This is a genomic window from Flavobacterium fluviatile (assembly GCF_010645065.1).
GTDB lineage: Bacteria > Bacteroidota > Bacteroidia > Flavobacteriales > Flavobacteriaceae > Flavobacterium > Flavobacterium fluviatile.
In genome coordinates, this window is record NZ_JAADZW010000004.1 from 128,351 (window position 1) to 145,313 (window position 16,963).

17 protein-coding genes are annotated in these 16,963 nt (G+C 32.9%); 8 read left to right on the forward strand and 9 right to left on the reverse strand.

Going from position 1 to position 16,963, the window contains the following annotated elements:
* Nucleotides 1-39: 39 nt before the first annotated feature.
* A complete protein-coding gene (locus GXM17_RS07250; RefSeq protein WP_163398629.1) occupies nucleotides 40-1,500 on the reverse strand; it encodes a DUF5687 family protein in 1,461 nt (486 codons plus the stop codon).
* A gap of 128 nt (nucleotides 1,501-1,628) precedes the next feature.
* Here GXM17_RS07250 and GXM17_RS07255 point away from each other — a divergent pair, with 128 nt between their 5' ends.
* Together GXM17_RS07255 and GXM17_RS07260 are read left to right on the forward strand one after the other, a co-directional pair.
* Entirely contained in the window at nucleotides 1,629-2,681 is a 1,053-nt protein-coding gene (locus tag GXM17_RS07255) for a ferredoxin--NADP reductase (RefSeq protein WP_163398630.1), read from the forward strand.
* A gap of 156 nt (nucleotides 2,682-2,837) precedes the next feature.
* Nucleotides 2,838-4,388: a hypothetical protein gene (locus tag GXM17_RS07260; protein ID WP_163398631.1), complete on the forward strand. Its 1,551-nt coding sequence runs from the start codon at nucleotides 2,838-2,840 to the stop codon at nucleotides 4,386-4,388.
* Nucleotides 4,389-4,407: 19 nt separating this feature from the next.
* Here the strand turns inward: GXM17_RS07260 and GXM17_RS07265 are convergent, their stop codons facing one another.
* Nucleotides 4,408-5,415 (reverse strand): glycosyltransferase family 9 protein, encoded by a 1,008-nt coding sequence (locus GXM17_RS07265; RefSeq protein WP_163398632.1) that lies wholly within the window; start codon nucleotides 5,413-5,415, stop codon nucleotides 4,408-4,410.
* Nucleotides 5,416-5,455: 40 nt separating this feature from the next.
* A complete protein-coding gene (locus tag GXM17_RS07270) occupies nucleotides 5,456-6,061 on the reverse strand; it encodes a DUF4254 domain-containing protein (RefSeq protein ID WP_163398633.1) in 606 nt (201 codons plus the stop codon).
* A 110-nt stretch (nucleotides 6,062-6,171) separates the two neighbouring features.
* On the opposite strand from GXM17_RS07270, the gene upp reads away from it, so the two are divergent.
* Entirely contained in the window at nucleotides 6,172-6,825 is a 654-nt protein-coding gene (gene upp / locus GXM17_RS07275; protein ID WP_163398634.1) for a uracil phosphoribosyltransferase, read from the forward strand.
* On the opposite strand, the gene GXM17_RS07280 is transcribed toward upp, so the two are convergent.
* On the reverse strand, nucleotides 6,820-7,749 hold the full coding sequence (locus GXM17_RS07280) for a DUF6427 family protein (RefSeq protein ID WP_163398635.1): 930 nt from the start codon (nucleotides 7,747-7,749) through the stop codon (nucleotides 6,820-6,822). The two genes, upp and GXM17_RS07280, sit on opposite strands and share 6 nt — an antisense overlap.
* Before the next feature lie 141 nt (nucleotides 7,750-7,890).
* On the opposite strand from GXM17_RS07280, the gene GXM17_RS07285 reads away from it, so the two are divergent.
* Nucleotides 7,891-8,121 carry a DUF6341 family protein gene (locus tag GXM17_RS07285; RefSeq protein WP_163398636.1) on the forward strand — a complete coding sequence of 77 codons (231 nt, stop codon included), beginning with the start codon at nucleotides 7,891-7,893 and terminating at the stop codon, nucleotides 8,119-8,121.
* A 38-nt stretch (nucleotides 8,122-8,159) separates the two neighbouring features.
* Here the strand turns inward: GXM17_RS07285 and purD are convergent, their stop codons facing one another.
* A complete protein-coding gene (purD, locus tag GXM17_RS07290) occupies nucleotides 8,160-9,434 on the reverse strand; it encodes a phosphoribosylamine--glycine ligase (protein ID WP_163398637.1) in 1,275 nt (424 codons plus the stop codon).
* A gap of 95 nt (nucleotides 9,435-9,529) precedes the next feature.
* Between purD and GXM17_RS07295 the strand changes: the two genes are divergently transcribed.
* From GXM17_RS07295 to GXM17_RS07310, 4 genes are all read left to right on the forward strand, one after another.
* Nucleotides 9,530-9,811, forward strand: coding sequence for a type II toxin-antitoxin system RelE/ParE family toxin (locus tag GXM17_RS07295; RefSeq protein WP_163398638.1), 282 nt, complete (start codon nucleotides 9,530-9,532; stop codon nucleotides 9,809-9,811).
* A gap of 11 nt (nucleotides 9,812-9,822) precedes the next feature.
* Complete coding sequence (locus GXM17_RS07300) at nucleotides 9,823-10,125, forward strand: HigA family addiction module antitoxin (protein WP_163398639.1); 303 nt, start codon at nucleotides 9,823-9,825, stop codon at nucleotides 10,123-10,125.
* On the forward strand, nucleotides 10,126-11,439 hold the full coding sequence (locus GXM17_RS07305; RefSeq protein WP_163398640.1) for a phenylacetate--CoA ligase family protein: 1,314 nt from the start codon (nucleotides 10,126-10,128) through the stop codon (nucleotides 11,437-11,439).
* Nucleotides 11,440-11,545: 106 nt separating this feature from the next.
* Nucleotides 11,546-12,001, forward strand: coding sequence for an ORF6N domain-containing protein (locus GXM17_RS07310; protein ID WP_244307352.1), 456 nt, complete (start codon nucleotides 11,546-11,548; stop codon nucleotides 11,999-12,001).
* Nucleotides 12,002-12,034: 33 nt separating this feature from the next.
* On the opposite strand, the gene GXM17_RS07315 is transcribed toward GXM17_RS07310, so the two are convergent.
* From GXM17_RS07315 to GXM17_RS07330, 4 genes are read right to left on the reverse strand one after another with little or no spacing between them, the layout of a single operon-like run.
* The gene (locus GXM17_RS07315) at nucleotides 12,035-12,802 is read right to left on the reverse strand and encodes a glycosyltransferase family 2 protein (protein WP_163398641.1); all 768 of its coding nucleotides are present in this window, start codon (nucleotides 12,800-12,802) and stop codon (nucleotides 12,035-12,037) included.
* Complete coding sequence (locus tag GXM17_RS07320; RefSeq protein WP_163398642.1) at nucleotides 12,802-14,154, reverse strand: exopolysaccharide biosynthesis polyprenyl glycosylphosphotransferase; 1,353 nt, start codon at nucleotides 14,152-14,154, stop codon at nucleotides 12,802-12,804. The genes GXM17_RS07315 and GXM17_RS07320 overlap by 1 nt, the downstream gene beginning before the upstream one ends.
* Nucleotides 14,155-15,138: a UDP-glucuronic acid decarboxylase family protein gene (locus GXM17_RS07325; RefSeq protein WP_163398643.1), complete on the reverse strand. Its 984-nt coding sequence runs from the start codon at nucleotides 15,136-15,138 to the stop codon at nucleotides 14,155-14,157.
* A gap of 51 nt (nucleotides 15,139-15,189) precedes the next feature.
* Nucleotides 15,190-16,914, reverse strand: a complete 1,725-nt coding sequence (locus tag GXM17_RS07330; RefSeq protein ID WP_163398644.1) for a DUF6909 family protein — start codon at nucleotides 16,912-16,914, stop codon at nucleotides 15,190-15,192.
* Nucleotides 16,915-16,963 lie beyond the last annotated feature (49 nt).

Below are 16,963 nucleotides of genomic sequence, written 5' to 3' on the forward strand. Positions count from 1 at the left end.
AATCGGATAAAAATTATCAAATTGCCACATTTCTAATTACTAACTCTTCTGTTTGTAAGCGCTGATCGTGCTGTATTTCTCGATTTTGTATCTTTTTTCAATTATAGAAAAAACGGTATTTCTAAATACAAAACCTAAAACCCCTGCTCCTGCAACCAGCAATAATCCAAGGGTTTTGTCTCCCAAATAAAGCCCGGTTCCATAAAGTCCTAATGGCAATAATAATTTTGGCAGTGTTAATAGCATAGCACTTAAATTGAATGCTTTTTTATCTCCAAAAGCACCTCCGGCATTACTTAAATCAATTGGTGTTTTGGTAAATGCTCCGCCAAGAAGTACCAAATGTGAGTTGACTCCAATATTGTAAATTGCACCAACCACAATCGTCAGGTAAACTTCCCATCCGTAAAAAAGATAAAATGATGCTAAGATTGTAGAAATAAAAGTTGCAATAACAATCAGCCACCATTTTGAAGTGATGTATCCCCGATACGGAATATTCTGGGTCATCATGAGTTGATAATACGAACTGTCCCAGCTTGGTACAAACTGCCCGAAAACAAATAAAAAACCGCCTGAAACGAATATTCCGGCAAAAATGTACATGATTTCAGGCTGATGCGAATTACCAAAAAAGATCAATCCGTAAAACAAAAAGAGAATACTCATAAAAATTGTCGTTTTGGATCTTTTGTTTCTTTTAATCAGCTTAATATCATTTTTAAGAAATGTGCCTAAAGTACCGAATTGATTTAACCATACAAGGTTTTCAGTTGTCGCAATATCTTCTTTTTTAGAAAGGCCTGCGTCTAAAAATAAATTGTTTTTAAAATATTTGAATGTAAAAATATATAAGCCAATTAATGCCAGAAGCGGAATTAAGAATAATCCTTTAGAAGCATAAAATGACTGAAAAACCGGTCCTGTGAAAGAAGTAATATCAAATAATTTATAATATTGTGCAACACCTAAAGCCAAAGCAATTCCGACAAAAACAACAAATAATTTATCAATATTACTCAAAATAATATTCAAAAAGTTGTTGATATATACTATTGAAAAAGCAGCTATCAGCCAAAAAAGAATTCCCAAAACATCATAGCCTTCAACAAATAATACGATCGAAAAAGGAACAAAAAACAGAGCATGCGCCCAGTTAAAAAACGATATTGCTGTTTTGCCCAAAGAGAAATGTACAATTGCAGGTTTCTTAAGAGGCAGTACCAATAACGGTTTAATATTTAATACCGGAATGGCCTGCATTAACAAACGAATCACTAAATCAAATAAAAAATAATAAATCAAAAATTTGTTGATGGTAACCAAAGGTTCTAGATTCATTTTTTTGAGTATGTAGAACGATCCCACTCCCATTCCGATAAAAATAAGGGAGAAATACACCATCAAAAAACCTATTAAAATTTTCATTGCCAGATTTGCACCAAATGATGCTGATCTGGTAAAGGCTTTCCATTCGAGATAAATAAACTTTTTAATCATGGTTCTTTGGTTTTCAGTTTTGTAGTAAGAGATCAAATTTAGCGAAACGTTACAAAAAAAGTTAAAAAAAATAGTTTGGTGCCTTTCAATTAGCTGCTGTTTGCTACTTTTGCATAAAATATCATATCATGCCTTCATTCTTAAAACTCATAATTAAAGAGGTAAAACGCGAAACTACAGATGCTGTTTCCATCCTTTTTAATGTTCCTGAAGAACTAAAACCGGACTATAAATTCATTGCCGGACAATATATAAACTTAAAATTAACTCTTGACAATCAGGAAATCCGTCGCGCTTATTCCATTTGCTCAGGCCCTGAAAGCGGAGAATTGCGAATTGCTGTAAAAGCAGTTAAAAATGGTCTTTTCTCCCAATTTGCAAATACAAAATTAAAGGCCGGAGATGTTCTTGAAGTTGGTCAGCCGGAAGGCAAATTTACTTTTGAACCGGATGCTGAAAGACAAAAAAACTACGCAGCTTTTGTTGCCGGAAGCGGAATTACGCCGGTTCTCTCTATTATAAAATCGGTTTTAAAAAGTGAACCAAAAAGTACTTTTGTATTGGTTTACGGAAACAAAACTCCTGAAGAAACTATTTTTCATCAGGAATTACATGACCTTCAGCTACAATATGTAGGACGCTTATTTGTACATTATGTATTTAGCCAGGCCAAAGCCGAAAATGCTTTGTTTGGAAGAATCGACAAATCGGCTGTAAATTTTGTATTGAACAACAAGCACAAAGAATTAGAATTTGATAAGTTTTATTTGTGTGGTCCTGAAGAAATGATCAATACAGTTTCCGGAATTTTAAAAGAAAAGAACGTAAAAGATTCCGCTATCAAATTTGAGCTTTTTACCTCTTCATCTCAGGAACAGGAAATCAAGGCGTCACTAGAAGGACATACAAAAATTACTGTTTTGGTTGATGATGACGAAGTTACTTTTGAAATGTCCCAAAAACAGACTATTCTGGACGCAGCCTTAAAACAAGGCATCGACGCTCCATATTCCTGCCAGGGCGGAATCTGCAGCAGCTGTCTCTGCCGTATCACTCAGGGAAGTGCAGAAATGACGAAAAACTCAATCTTAACCGATAAAGAAATTGCTGATGGTTTGGTACTTAGCTGTCAGGCACATCCAACATCTGAAACTATTTATGTAGATTTTGATGATGTATAATCATTGAAATTTCTAAAAAATAAAAAATTTCCAAATCCCAATTTTTATGTTGGAATTTGGAAATTTTTTTTCACCGTTTAATAACAAATTTTAAATTTTATTCGAAACAAAATTATAAAGTGATTTCATACATTTACGGCTCTAAATAATTAACTTATGAAATACTTTTCGTTTTTGTTTTTGTTTATCTACTCTACAATTACTTTTTCTCAAAACGAATATGAGACGTTTATCAATAAATATGAGGAATTTGCTTTTTATGCAAAACCTGATAAAAACAATATACTTTCTAAATATTTTTCAAAAAGAATTCATTCTGATTTACTTAGCCATTATAAAATTAACGATACAATAAAAACCAAAAAATTCGTTTATCTGACTTTTAAAATTGACCCACAAAACAAAATAACCAATATTATTGTCAATTCGCCATACTCAGAATTAAACAAAAATATTCGTGAAGCCTTTATAAATTATAATATTGAAGATTTAAATATTCCCGAAAAAAATCAACTGAACACTTATACGCTACAGATTCTTTCCACAGAAGGAGATAAAATGATTATTAATTGCAGCACAAATGTTGTCTTTGATAAACTTCCTGTTTTTGAAGGATGTGAATCTGCTGTAAATAAAACGAAACTATCCAATTGCCTTCTGAACAAAATTTCTGAACATGTAGCAAATAATATTTCATCTGTCGAAATTAAAAAAGCAAAGGTATTAGGATCATTAAATTTACGTGTAAAATTCTCAGTAAACGAACAAGGGGAAATTGAACAGGTAAATTGTAAAGCGCCAACAGATAGTTTGACCAAAGAATTAAATCGGGTAGTAGCAATCTTTCCAAAAGCCAAAATTCCAGCTACCCGTAATGGTAATCCAACCAGCTTTGTTTATGAAAAAACCATTTCTCTTGAAATAGAATCTGACAATGAAAAATATAAAGAGGAAGTGAATCAATATCAAGAAAGTTTTTTAAATGTAAGTGACGAATTTCTAAACCAAAATACCGAATTGGCACTTCATTTTAAAAAATATATAAGTGTCGAAGAACTTGATAAAATTCTTCTCCTAAAAGCCCCGATTAGTATCTATTTTAATATTGACAAAAAAGGCAAACCAATAAATTTTAGAACCAATGCTTATACATCAGAACTTAATGATAAACTTATTGGGGTTTTTAAAAAATTTCCATTTGAAAAATTAAATATAAAACCTGTAAATTCAATAGATTCTTACGGCTATCCTATAATAATTAATAGATTTAACAAAAATATAATTGTGTCTAGCGATAAACCGTCTGTTCATACACCACCTGTTTTTGATAAGGATTGTGAATCATCAAATTCAAAAGAGTTATACGATTGCATGAATCAAAGCATTAAAAATCTTGTAGTTAATAATTTTAAAAGAACTATCCGAAATAAAACAAAACTTGTTGGTGTCATCAATATCCGTTTTTCGTTTCAAATAGATGATAAAGGTAAAATCATAAATGTAAAAGCATTTGCGCCTAATGCAGAAATTTGCAACGAGCTCGAACAAATAATAAAAAACATTCCTGATGTTTATAAACCTGCTTATCTAAACGGAAATGCTATAATTACAACCCGTAAATATTCTTTTGGTTTTAATGTTGGAAATAATATTATTGATGATTTTAAAAATCTGAGAAAAACTCATGGGCCAAAATCCCATTTTTGAAATTATACAAAAATTCCAATTATAATAAGGATTGGATTTTTTGTATCACTGCTGATGGCAAAATCGTCCTCATTGCATCTTCGTAACCTTCAACTATTTTATTTCCGTAGACAGAAGTTGGCAGTTTAGGATATTGCTTTCTGTCTGAAGTTAAAGCATTTTCTAAACTTTGGTTAAATGGCAAAAATCCGGCGTATGGATGTGTTGCGCCCCAAAGCGTTACCACTTTTACACCCAGCATTGCAGCTATATGTGCGTTCCCGGAATCCATAGAAAGCATAACGTCCAGATTGCTTATCAGTTTTAATTCCTGTTGGAATTTAATTTTACCGGCTACATTAATTACATTTTCAAACGGTTCTGAAAGTGAATCTAAAATCGCAATTTCTTTTTTTCCTCCGCCAAAAAGTAATATTTCATAATTTGGATTTTGTGCCAGAATCGAAATAACTTCTGCCATTAAATCTATCGGATAAACCTTAGAATCATATTGTGCAAAAGGTGCAATTCCGATTAATTTTTGATAATTCCCTCCAATTAAATCTGTAATTTCAGCGCTTAAAATGGCTTTTTCAGGAAACTCAGGATTTGATAAATCTAAGGGAAAACCCAGTTCTTCAAATACTTTTGCGTGCCTTTCAAACATGGTTGGTAATTGTTTGAAGATTTTGTTTTCAGCACGGGTCAATTCTTTTTTCCCTTCTCTTCCTTTATCAACAATTGCTCTTTTTTTTCCGCTTAAAGCGAAAAGTAAACTCACAACCTTAGATCGCAAAACATTATGAAGATCTGCAAAAGCATCAATTTTAAGTTTTTTCAGATCACCGAATAATCGCAAGAGTCCGGAAAATCCTTTGTGTCTTTCTTTTTCATCAAAAGCAAAAAACTCTAAGTTAGGAATTCCGTTAAAGAAAGGTTTAAAAAACGGACGCGAAATGACAGTCAGTTTAACTGTTGGATATTGTTTTACAAAAGCCCGTAAAACAGGAACCGTCATGGCGACATCTCCCATTGCGGATAGTCTCATGACGGCTATGTGCTTGATTTTGGTGGACAAGTCTGCCAAATTATTTTTTATTTTGATATAAAACCGGATTCAGTTCATCGTCATTGTACATTTTCATTTGTTTGTACACTTTCATGAATTTATCCCCATTTTCGATATCAGTCAGTAATTCTTCAATTGCTGTAGATAAATCTGTTCTCTGCTCTAAAAGGACGTTTAATTTTTCCTGACATTTATCTCTGTGTTCCTCAGTCGCTTCAGCACGTGTAGCTTCTTCCTGCATGTGATAAATTTTTAATGCCAGAATCGACAATCTGTCAAATGCCCAGGCGGGACTTTCAGAATTTATTTTTGCTCCGTCCTTAGCTTTTATATGGCTGTATTTTTGCAAAAAGTAGCTGTCAATATATTCTACCATATCAGTTCTTTCCTGATTTGAAGCATCGATTTTTCTTTTTAAAGTTAAAGCTGCCACAGGATCAATTTGCGGATCACGAATAATATCCTCGTAATGCCACTGAACAGTATCAATCCAGTTTTTCAAATACAATAAATGTTCAAATTTATCCTTTGGGAAAGGATTATTTATCGGTTGGTCAACACTATCAAACTGATGATAATCCCTGATGCTTTGTTCGAAAACTGAATATGCTAATTTTGAAAACATGTATTTATTTTTTAGAGTTACAAAGATACTTTTTATACTTTTATAGTAGGTAAAAAACCTTTAATTTTTCATTTCCAGTCATAGCGATCGATAATTCTAAAAAAAATATTATGAAAATCCATTATATCTCTGAAAATAATAGCGTGCTAAATCATTTTTTAGGACAAATCCGAAACATAAATATTCAGAATGATAGTATGCGTTTTCGAAGAAATATAGAACGAATCGGTGAAATTATGGCTTACGAGCTGAGTAAAGTTTTATCTTATAAAAATGTCGAAATCCAAACTCCGCTTGGCATAAAAAGAACAACTGAAATCGAAACTGATTTGGTTTTATGTCCCATTTTAAGAGCCGGATTACCACTTCATAATGGTTTTTTAAACTATTTTGACCATGCAGAAAACAGCTTTGTTTCCGCCTGCAGGCATCATCCGAATAATGATGATAATTTTGAAATTTTAGTCGAATATCAGGCAATTTCAAATCTAAACGATAAAACAGTTTTGCTTCTTGATCCGATGCTGGCAACTGGTCAGTCGATAGTGGCTGTTCATAAAAAATTAGTTCAGAGTGCTGTTCCAAAGGAAATTCATATTGCTGTTGTTATTGCCGCACCTGAAGGAGTTGCTTATCTTGAAAAAAATCTGCCAGACAACTGTCATTTATGGGTTGCTGCCTTAGATGAAAATTTAAACGAAAAAAATTATATCGTTCCCGGACTTGGAGATGCCGGCGATCTTGCTTACGGAAACAAATTATAGCTGAGAAAAAAAAGTAAAGAGACTACAGCAAATAAGGACATAAAATACAATCTCTTTATTTAGTTTTTGCTGCATATATTCTATAGTACTCGAGGCCATAATTGTTAATGGCGTAATGCTAAACAATAATAAATCATTGCTTTTGTCTGCCGAAATAAGAAAAACAAATATCGCTATAAAAAAACAGGCTACTACTTTTTTGTATGAAGTATGAACAATTTGTGGTCTGTTTGATAGTGTTGTTACCATTGAAACTACAAAAAATAAAACTACTGCAACATAGATTGAAAATGCTCCATTTTCGTAATTGTTTTTAAAATACTCAATCCTTAAATCAATAACTGCCCTGTCCTGTATAAATTTTATCGCGTCAAAATTGAAAATTAGAGAGATCATTAAAAATAATAATGCAACTGCTAAAAGGGCAATAAAAGGCAATACCCAATTTCTGTAATCACTTGAAACGTGAAAAATAATGGATATAAAAACTAATATCAGGAAAAGAATACACCAAAACTGAAACAAGGAAGCCACTAAAATCCAAAAAGAAGCATCAAATATTTTCTCTTTTGAAGCTTTTAAAGATTGTAAAGAAATTAATCTACGAAGCGCTAATAACAGAAAAAAATTAGCATATATGACATTTGGATTATTGAATATTGTTGGAAAAAACAATAGCAGCAGTAAATAGGATAATATCGCATACCCGTTGTCTTTACTGAGTCCATTTTTTTTCACAATAAAATTTATCAGAAAAAAAGAAGCCAGTACAAAGCAAAATAAACTTATTTTTTGAAACACCAAAAAATAAGAACTCATCCATGAGGGTTCCTGAATTTGATACAAAAAAAAGAAAACCAGTATTAAAATTACAACCAAAGAATAATTTAATGGTGTAGATTTTTTAAAAACACTTGTTATCATAAGGATATTTTATACTTTTGCGTTTGTAAAGATACTACTTGTTTAAAAGGTAAGAACTAACAAGTTGAAAAAAGATTCTAATAATCGAATTTTATCTTCAAAGCATTACACAACAATAAATAACATATAATTTTTAAAATTATGACAGCATTTTTCGAAGGAATTCAATACTTATTCGTTAACATTTTGTTTGCTCCTCTTGACTTTTTACGTCGTTTGGAATTGGTTACATGGTTTGGTGCAAACACGATCAACTGGATTTTCATGATTATCTGTTCTGCAGCAATCGTGTATTGGATTAAACAATTACGCATTTTTGATAATGCAGGAACAGAAAACCAGGATACAACAGCCCATTCATTTTTAAAATAAAAACCAAACCCTTTAATTAAAAAGGGCTGGTGAGTAATTTAAATTAAATCGAAGCCGATATCTTTTCTAAAATACATCTTATCAAAGCTTAGTTTATCTATGTTTTGATAAGATTTTTTTATGGCCTCCTGGAAATTATCTCCGTATGATGTTATTGCAATTACACGTCCTCCATTAGTAACGACATTTTCGCCATCTAATTTTGTCCCTGCGTGAAAAACTATTGAATCAGTAACGTTTTCTAATCCAGAAATTACTTTCCCTTTTTGAAAATCTTCAGGATAGCCGCCAGAAACTACCATTACAGTTGTTGCGCTTCTTGGATCAACTTCTAAATTAAAATCTCCTAATTTCTGATCTGCAACAGACAAAAACAATTCAACCAAGTCAGATTTCAATCTGGGAACCACAACTTCTGTTTCAGGATCTCCCATTCTTACGTTATATTCAATAACGATTGGTTCGCCTTTTACATTAATAAGACCAATAAATACAAATCCTTTATATTCGATTCCGTCTTTTTGGAAACCTTCGATTGTTGGTTTTACGATACGGGTTTCAATTTTTTCCATTAAAACTGCATCTACATAAGGAACTGGAGAAACCGCTCCCATTCCGCCTGTGTTTAAGCCTGTATCTCCTTCTCCGATTCTTTTGTAATCTTTTGCTGTTGGAAGAATTTTATAGCTTTTTCCGTCTGTCAAAACGAAACAGCTTAATTCGATTCCGTCTAAAAATTCTTCGATAACCACTTTTGAACTTGCTGTTCCAAATTTTGCATGAACCAGCATATTTCGTAATTCTGTTTTCGCTTCCTCAAGATCCTGAATAATCAAAACTCCTTTTCCGGCTGCTAATCCGTCTGCTTTTAAAACGTACGGAGGCTGTAAAGTTTCTAAAAACTCACATCCTTTTTCAACTGTTTCGGCAGTAAAACTGTCGTAAGCTGCAGTTGGAATATTATGTTTCATCAGGAATTCTTTTGCGAATTCTTTACTTCCCTCTAATTGAGCACCTAATTGAGATGGTCCGATAACCGGAATATGTTTTAAACTTTCGTCATTTTTAAAATAATCATAAATACCCTTTACCAACGGATCTTCAGGACCTACGATTACTAAACTTATATTTTCTTTCAGCACTAAAGCTTTCACCGCTTCAAAATCTGTTGCAGATATGGCAACGTTTTCAGCAATAGCAGCAGTTCCTGCATTTCCCGGTACTACAAAAAGTTTTTCGCAAAGCGGACTCTGAGTCATTTTCCATGCAAATGCATGTTCTCTTCCGCCCGAACCCAATAGTAAAATTGTCATGGTGTTGTTTATTTAGTTGTGGTGCAAAAATAATCGCTTTTAACGTTAAATAATAATTTATTTTACTTACTTTTGACGTTAGTAATGCGAAAGGTATGATAATTTCATTTGGATCAAAAGAAACTGAAAAAATTTGGAATGGTATTGTTGTCAAAAAACCTTCAATTGAAATACAGCAAATTGGAAGAAGAAAACTTAGAATGCTTAATAACTCACAAAATTTAACCGATTTAAGAATCCTTCCTTCTAACCGTTTAGAAAAATTAAGCGGAAATTTAAAAGATTTCTACAGCATTAGAATTAACAATCAGTGGCGTATCATTTTTTGCTGGGAAAATGTAAATGCATCAAATGTTGAAATTGTTGATTATCATTAAAAGATTTAAAAATGGAAAAATTAAAAAACATACATCCGGGAGAGATTTTATCCGAAGAATTTTTGATTCCTCTGAATATTACTCCTTATCGCTTGTCTAAAGATTTGAAAATCCCACAAACCAGAATTTCTGAAATAATAAAAGGTAACCGAAGAATTACGGCTGATACTGCTTTGCGTTTAAGTCAGTATTTTGGAAATTCAGCTAAGTTTTGGCTAGGACTTCAGGACGATTTTGATATTGAAGAAGAAGAATCAAATAAAAGTCAGGAACTAAAATCAATAAAACGTTACGATTTAAAAGAAGCCGTTTAAATGATTTCTCTCTTCGATATTACACTTCGTATAAATGGTTTTCCTATCAGGGAAGCTAAAACCGAATTGAATAAAATTGTTCATTTTTCTGAAGAGGAATTTGCTGTTTTTCTTCAAAATAAAAAAAAAGAAATTGTTGATTTTCATCTCAAAAACAATTCATTTTACGCAGCATTAGCCGGAAATACAACTTTTGAAAACTGGGAAAATCTTCCTATCCTGAACAAGCAAAACTTGCAGAAACCCCTTGAAGAAAGACTTTCAAAAGGTTATTCTAAAAAAAACTTCTACCTCAACAAAACATCCGGATCTAGCGGAACTCCTTTTATTTTTGCCAAAGATAAATATTCGCATGCTTTAACGTGGGCTTCCAATATGATGCGTTTTGGCTGGTTTGGCATTGATTTTAACCATTCGTACCAAGCACGTTTTTACGGCATTCCGATGGATTTTATTGGATATCAAAAAGAACGTTTTAAAGATTTCCTTACGCATCGTTTTCGTTTTCCAGTCTTTGATTTATCTGATGAAGTTCTGGAAAAATTTCTGGAAAAATTCAAAACTAAAAAATTCGATTACATCAATGGCTATACAAGTTCTATTGTTTTGTTTGCCAAATATTTAGAACAAAATAACATTGTTTTAAAAGAAATCTGCCCGACATTAAAAGCTTGTTTTGTTACTTCGGAAATGCTTTTTGAATCAGATAAAAAATTGCTGGAAAAGCAGTTTGGTCTTCCGATAATCAGTGAATACGGCGCTTCTGAACTGGATTTGATAGCTTTTGAAAATCCGCAGGGTGAATGGCAGGTCAATGCTGAAACGCTTTTTGTTGAAATTTTAGATGAAAACAATAATCCTGTCCCAAACGGAACCGAAGGCAAAATTGTGATTACATCTTTATTTAACAAAGCAAATCCCTTCATTCGATATGAAATTGGCGACATTGGAATTCTGGATGAAAAAAGCACACCACAAAAACCAATTCTGAAAAAACTAATTGGAAGAACCAATGACGTAGCAATTTTGCCTAGTGGTAAAAAATCGCCTGGCTTGACATTTTATTATGTAACCAAAAGTATAATTGAAGATGACGGAAATGTAAAAGAATTCATTATCAAACAAACCAAATTAGACACCTTTGAAATTGAGTATGTTTCTGAAAAAGAATTAGTTTCAGAACAAATTCAAAAAATAAAAGAAGCAATAAATTTATATTTAGAACCAAATCTAAATTTCACTTTTACCCGAAAAACCGTTTTAGAAAGAACCAATCGCGGTAAACTAAAACAGTTTAAATCAAATATTAAATAAATAAAATCTTACATTTGTTTTTTAATTAAAAACTTATGCACAATCAATCGTTACTTCTGAAGAAACAATTTCTAATAAAATATATTTTATCCGCGGTCAAAAAGTGATGCTTGATCGTGATTTGGCTTCCCTTTATGAAATAGAAACTAAAGTTTTAAAGCAATCTATTAAAAGAAATATCTCCAGATTTCCAGAAGATTTTATGTTTGAACTTACTAAATCAGAGTTTGAAAATTGGAGGTCACAATTTGTGACCTCCAATTCCGATAAGATGGGCTTGCGTCACATTCCAATGGCATTTACAGAACATGGCGTTCTAATGCTTTCAAGCGTCCTAAAAAGCGACAAAGCAATCCAAACGAATATCCAAATTATGAGGATATTTACGAAAGTGAGACAAATGCTTTTGGATACAACTGAAATTAAAGTCGATATACTTCAGATTCAAAAGAAGTTAGAGAATCATGATAAAAATATAGAATTGGTTTTTTCTTATTTGGATGAATTAACTGAGAAAAAAGAAAATGACAAGCAAAGAGTAAAAATTGGATATAAAAAATAATACTTCAAAGTCAGTTTGCGATCTTAGGTGGATTTAAATCTTCTTTATATATTGTTGTTTTACAATCAACTGTGTATACAAAAACCGAATCATGAGCAAAACCGAAAACACAAAATTATGCCCGTGGAATTCTCTGTAAACACCAAAATTGTGTTTAATGAGTTTGAATTTTGAAGAAGAAACTGAATTCTTTCTGATTCTGTAAAACGCTAAAGATTCCGGGACAGGTTTTGCCGTTTTTATTTGTTCTAAAATGGTAAGCCAAATTCTCCAATCCTGGCGTTTTTGCGACGTTTCCAGAATAATTTTTCCAAAATAATCCGCATCGTAAATGGCAGTTAAATTACCTACATAATTACAGAAAAATACTTGTTTATAAGTTAACGGATTGGGTGATTCAACTCTTCTGTTTAAAGCATTTCCTTCTTCATCAATAGAATCGTAAAAACTAAAAGTAAAGTGCAAATTATTCGTTTTTAAAAACTGAATCTGCTTTTCTAATTTCTCGCGAAACCATAAATCATCAGCATCTAAGTAGGCAATATATTTTCCTGAGGCTTTTTCTAAAGCAGCATTTCTCGCAAAACCATTTCCGTTATTTTCCGGTAATTTAAAGAGTCTTATTCTGTTGTCTTTTTGAGCAAACTCTTCAATTATTGCAACTGTAGTATCAGTTGAAGCGTCGTCGGCCAGAATCATTTCCCAGTTTTGATAACTTTGATTTAATACTGACTGCAGGGTTTCCCGAATGTATTTTTCGGCATTATATGTGGGTGTTATGATAGAAACTAACTCACTCATCAATATGCTTTTTCATCACCTTTAATAATGTGGTAAATCGTAATTACAATAATTTTCAAGTCTAATAAAATCGACCAGTTTTCGATATAAAAAATATCATATTTGACCCGGTTTATAATATCGTAATCGGTTTCGATTTCTCCCCGAAAACCTTTTACCTGAGCCAGACCTGTAATACCGGGTTTTATAAAATGGCGCACCATAAACTTATCAACTTTAAGTATATATTCCTGATTATAACTTACAATATGTGGTCTAGGCCCGACTACAGACATTTCCCCAATCAAAACATTAAAAAACTGAGGCAGTTCATCGATGCTGGTTTTTCGAATAAACCTCCCGATTTTCGTGACTCTCGGATCGTTTTTAGAAACCTGATTCATAACCGTTTCATTACTCACTTCCATTGAACGAAATTTATAACAATTGAATTCCTCATTATTAAGTCCATTGCGTTTTTGTCTGATTAAGATGGGTCCCTTTGATTCCAGTTTTATTAAAATTGCTAAAATTGGAAAAATCCACGAAAGAACTCCCAGAATGATAATTATTGAAAAAACGACATCGAAAGTTCGTTTCATTATCTTGTACAAATGTTCATCCAGACGAATACTTCTGAGAGCAATTACCGGAATATAGTCATAATATTCTAAGATGGAATTTCTGAAAAATATCTGATTCCCTTCCGGAATGAATTTCAATGTTTTTAAATTGCTATCAGCAAAATCAATAATCTCGTTCATTTGATCCTGTGATAAACCAATAATAGAACAATACATTTCATCCATATTTCTATTCAGAACAAATTCGAACATTTGCTCAATATGCTCTGTTTTTACTTCTTCAAATTCAAAAACATGAATCAGTTCATATCCATAATCCGGATTCTCAGTAAAAAAATGTCTTAAAGGTGAAATACTTTCTTTATTGCCTAACAGTACAACTTTTCTGAGATTGCCTCTAAAAACAACACGGTATGTCTGCAGGAAATAGTAAATTGAAAACTTGATGAATAAGATAAGAATAAATATAAACCATAAATAAAACAACAACGTTCTAAAACTGGTTTGCTTAGCAAAAAAGAATGCAAGGGCAAAAACTACAAAACCAAATAAGCAGGCTTGTTTTAAAGCACAATTTAAAATTGCGATAACTTTAGTATAACGATATACTTCGTAAAAACCTAAATCGGATGCAATACCGATCCAGCCAATATTAAGTACAGCTAAAAATAAAATTTGATCTACAGGAAAATGCGCAATATAAACCGCAAAAAAATTGATAATTATTAAATCAATTAAATAGGAGAACGGACGGATATAGCCTGAATATTTTCCTGTTTTTGTCCGCATTTATTTTATATAGTTTGAAAAATCTTTATGCTCTTCTTTCGAAAGTTCTTCTTTTGAAAGCGATTTAAAATAATCATACGTGATTTTCATTCCTTCTGCCCGGTTTACTCTGGCTTCCCATCCCAATAATTCTTTTGCTTTTGTCGTATCGGGCTGACGCTGAAGCGGATCGTTTATTGGTAACGGATGATACACCACTTTTTGACTGGTTCCGGTAAGTTTTATGATTTCTTCTGCAAAATCTTTGATGGTAATTTCGTCGGGATTTCCAATATTTACCGGATACACATAATCAGAATGGAGTAATCTGTAAATTCCCTCAACCTGATCGTCAACATAACAGAAAGAACGCGTCTGCATTCCGTCTCCAAAAATGGTCAGATCTTCTCCACGAAGCGCCTGCCCTATAAAAGCCGGAATGACACGACCGTCATTAAGGCGCATTCTTGGTCCGTAGGTGTTAAAAATACGTACAATTCTGGTTTCTACACCATGAAAAGTATGGTACGCCATGGTTATGGATTCCTGAAAACGTTTGGCCTCATCATAAACCCCGCGTGGCCCAATGGTGTTTACGTTTCCGTAATATTCTTCTGTCTGCGGATGAACCAGAGGATCTCCATACACTTCTGAAGTTGAAGCTATTAAAATCCTTGCTTTTTTTACTCGGGCCAATCCTAATAAATTGTGTGTTCCCAAAGAACCAACTTTTAAAGTCTGAATCGGGATTTTTAAATAATCAATTGGACTTGCCGGTGAAGCAAAATGCAAAATATAATCTAATTTGCCCGGAATATGAACAAATTTGGTGATGTCATGATGGTAAAACTCAAAATGTTCTAATTTGAACAAATGTTCAATATTTTTCAGATCGCCCGTAATCAGATTATCCATTCCGATAACATAATAGCCCTCTTTGATAAATCTGTCACACAAATGTGATCCTAAAAATCCTGCAGCACCTGTAATAAGTATTCTTTTCATATTAATTTGTTTCCTGGAGCAAATTTACTTTTTCAATTTTATAAAATATATTTAAAGTTTATCTTTTTCTGTGCTTATTAAATTTACTCCCAGCTGATTGTTTAGATTTAAAATTTGTTCCAGGATTTTAATAGTAATTAAATATGTTGGTTTTACCCCTGTAGTTCCTAAACCTCCTGAAGCCAGAGTGCTTCCGGTTTCTAAAGGGTTGTCTGAAGCATAATAAGCATATCGGACTTTAATATCCTGAGGCACGCTTTTTCTGATTTTTGATGCCGACTGAATTGCCTTTTGATAATAAGAACCTTCCATTTCAAGACCGATTACGCCCCAGGTCGATTCGTGAAAAAATTTCAACAAATCCCTGTTTTGCAATGAAGTCCCTAAAACCGTTACCATTGCTCCTTCGTAAACTGCAATATCATTTCCTTCGAACATGGCACCAGTAAGTTCGTTTTCGAAGAAATAATTATCTGCGGTTCCTTCGTTTATATGAGCTGACGGAATCATAATATCTCCTTTTCCACCTTCCAGAATCCCTGCCTTGCCCATTATTGAAACCGATTTTACATTCAATAAAGTATCTTTTTTATACGGCTTCAAAAGTTCATCTATGGTTTCATAGGCCTGTTCCCCAAAAGCATAATCCATTACAATTATAACCGGCTTTTCTTCCCCTACATTTGCATAGGTAAAGGCTGTTTTGTTCCAGTCAATTTTGGCCGTATCAAAAATCTGGACATCTATATTAGTTCCGGATGTGTCAGGCAAAAAAATCATTCCGTTTTTCAAAGCTAATTCCTCAACTAAACTTCTGATTTCCTTGGCGGCAGATTTGCTCAATTCTTCATAAATAAAGAAATCTGATTTGTTTTTAAACTTTGTTTTCAGGAGTGGTGTTGCAAAAATTGAGTTCATCACACTATGCATGTTCGCACTAATGATATGAATTGGTCTTTTTAAAAGATTATTGGCTTTCAGAACTTCCTTAATGTTGGTTGCCCAGATTTCTCCATGAATGTGATGTCCTAAACGCTCTCTTAAAACGGGACTAAAAGTGATGGTTCTTTTGTTGTTCTCCATCATTTCTTCAATGGCTAATTTTCCAAGCCAATAGATGACATGCAGAAAACGATCCGGCGCATTTTCTGAACCAAAAGCATCATAAATATCTAAAACTTCTTCAAATGTTCTGGCTAGAATATTAGCTGCGTGCGAAATTGCTTTTTCTTTTTCTATCTGGGACAGTTTTTTGGTTTGCAGTATGGCTTGTTCCAGTTTAAGCCAGTCACGCGAAACTTCTCCTCCATCATCTAATAAAACCCTGTTTTTGATTTTATGCGATTCGATGAAAATAAAAGTCAAATGTGTCAGGATATCGTAAATGTCTGAACGTCCGCGTGTGATCTCAACATTCATTTGTTCCTCATCAATTCTATAACAGTTTCTTCTTCTTTTTGGAGGAACAATAGGCTGAAAATGTGATTTGGAATAGCCTTCATCTGAGGTTAAATTGATAAAACGGCATTGTTCTATTCCTATCGGAAGACGCTCAATAACGTATAAAAGTCCGTTTAGTTCTACTTTTTCCTCGGCAATATTTCCGTAGATTTCAGGACGCAACGCCAATAATGATTCTCTTAAACTATCGCCCGAAACTCCCATTGGTTTGTAGAAACCGCGGTTGAATAAATGGCGCATGGTGATGTACATTTTTTCAATCGCTGCGGATGACTCCTGTGCTCTTGATCTCGATATATGTTTGGTTTCTTTCATGTTTTCTTATTTTGAAATCTTCTGGAAAAAAAAGAGGATTTCGTTCTTT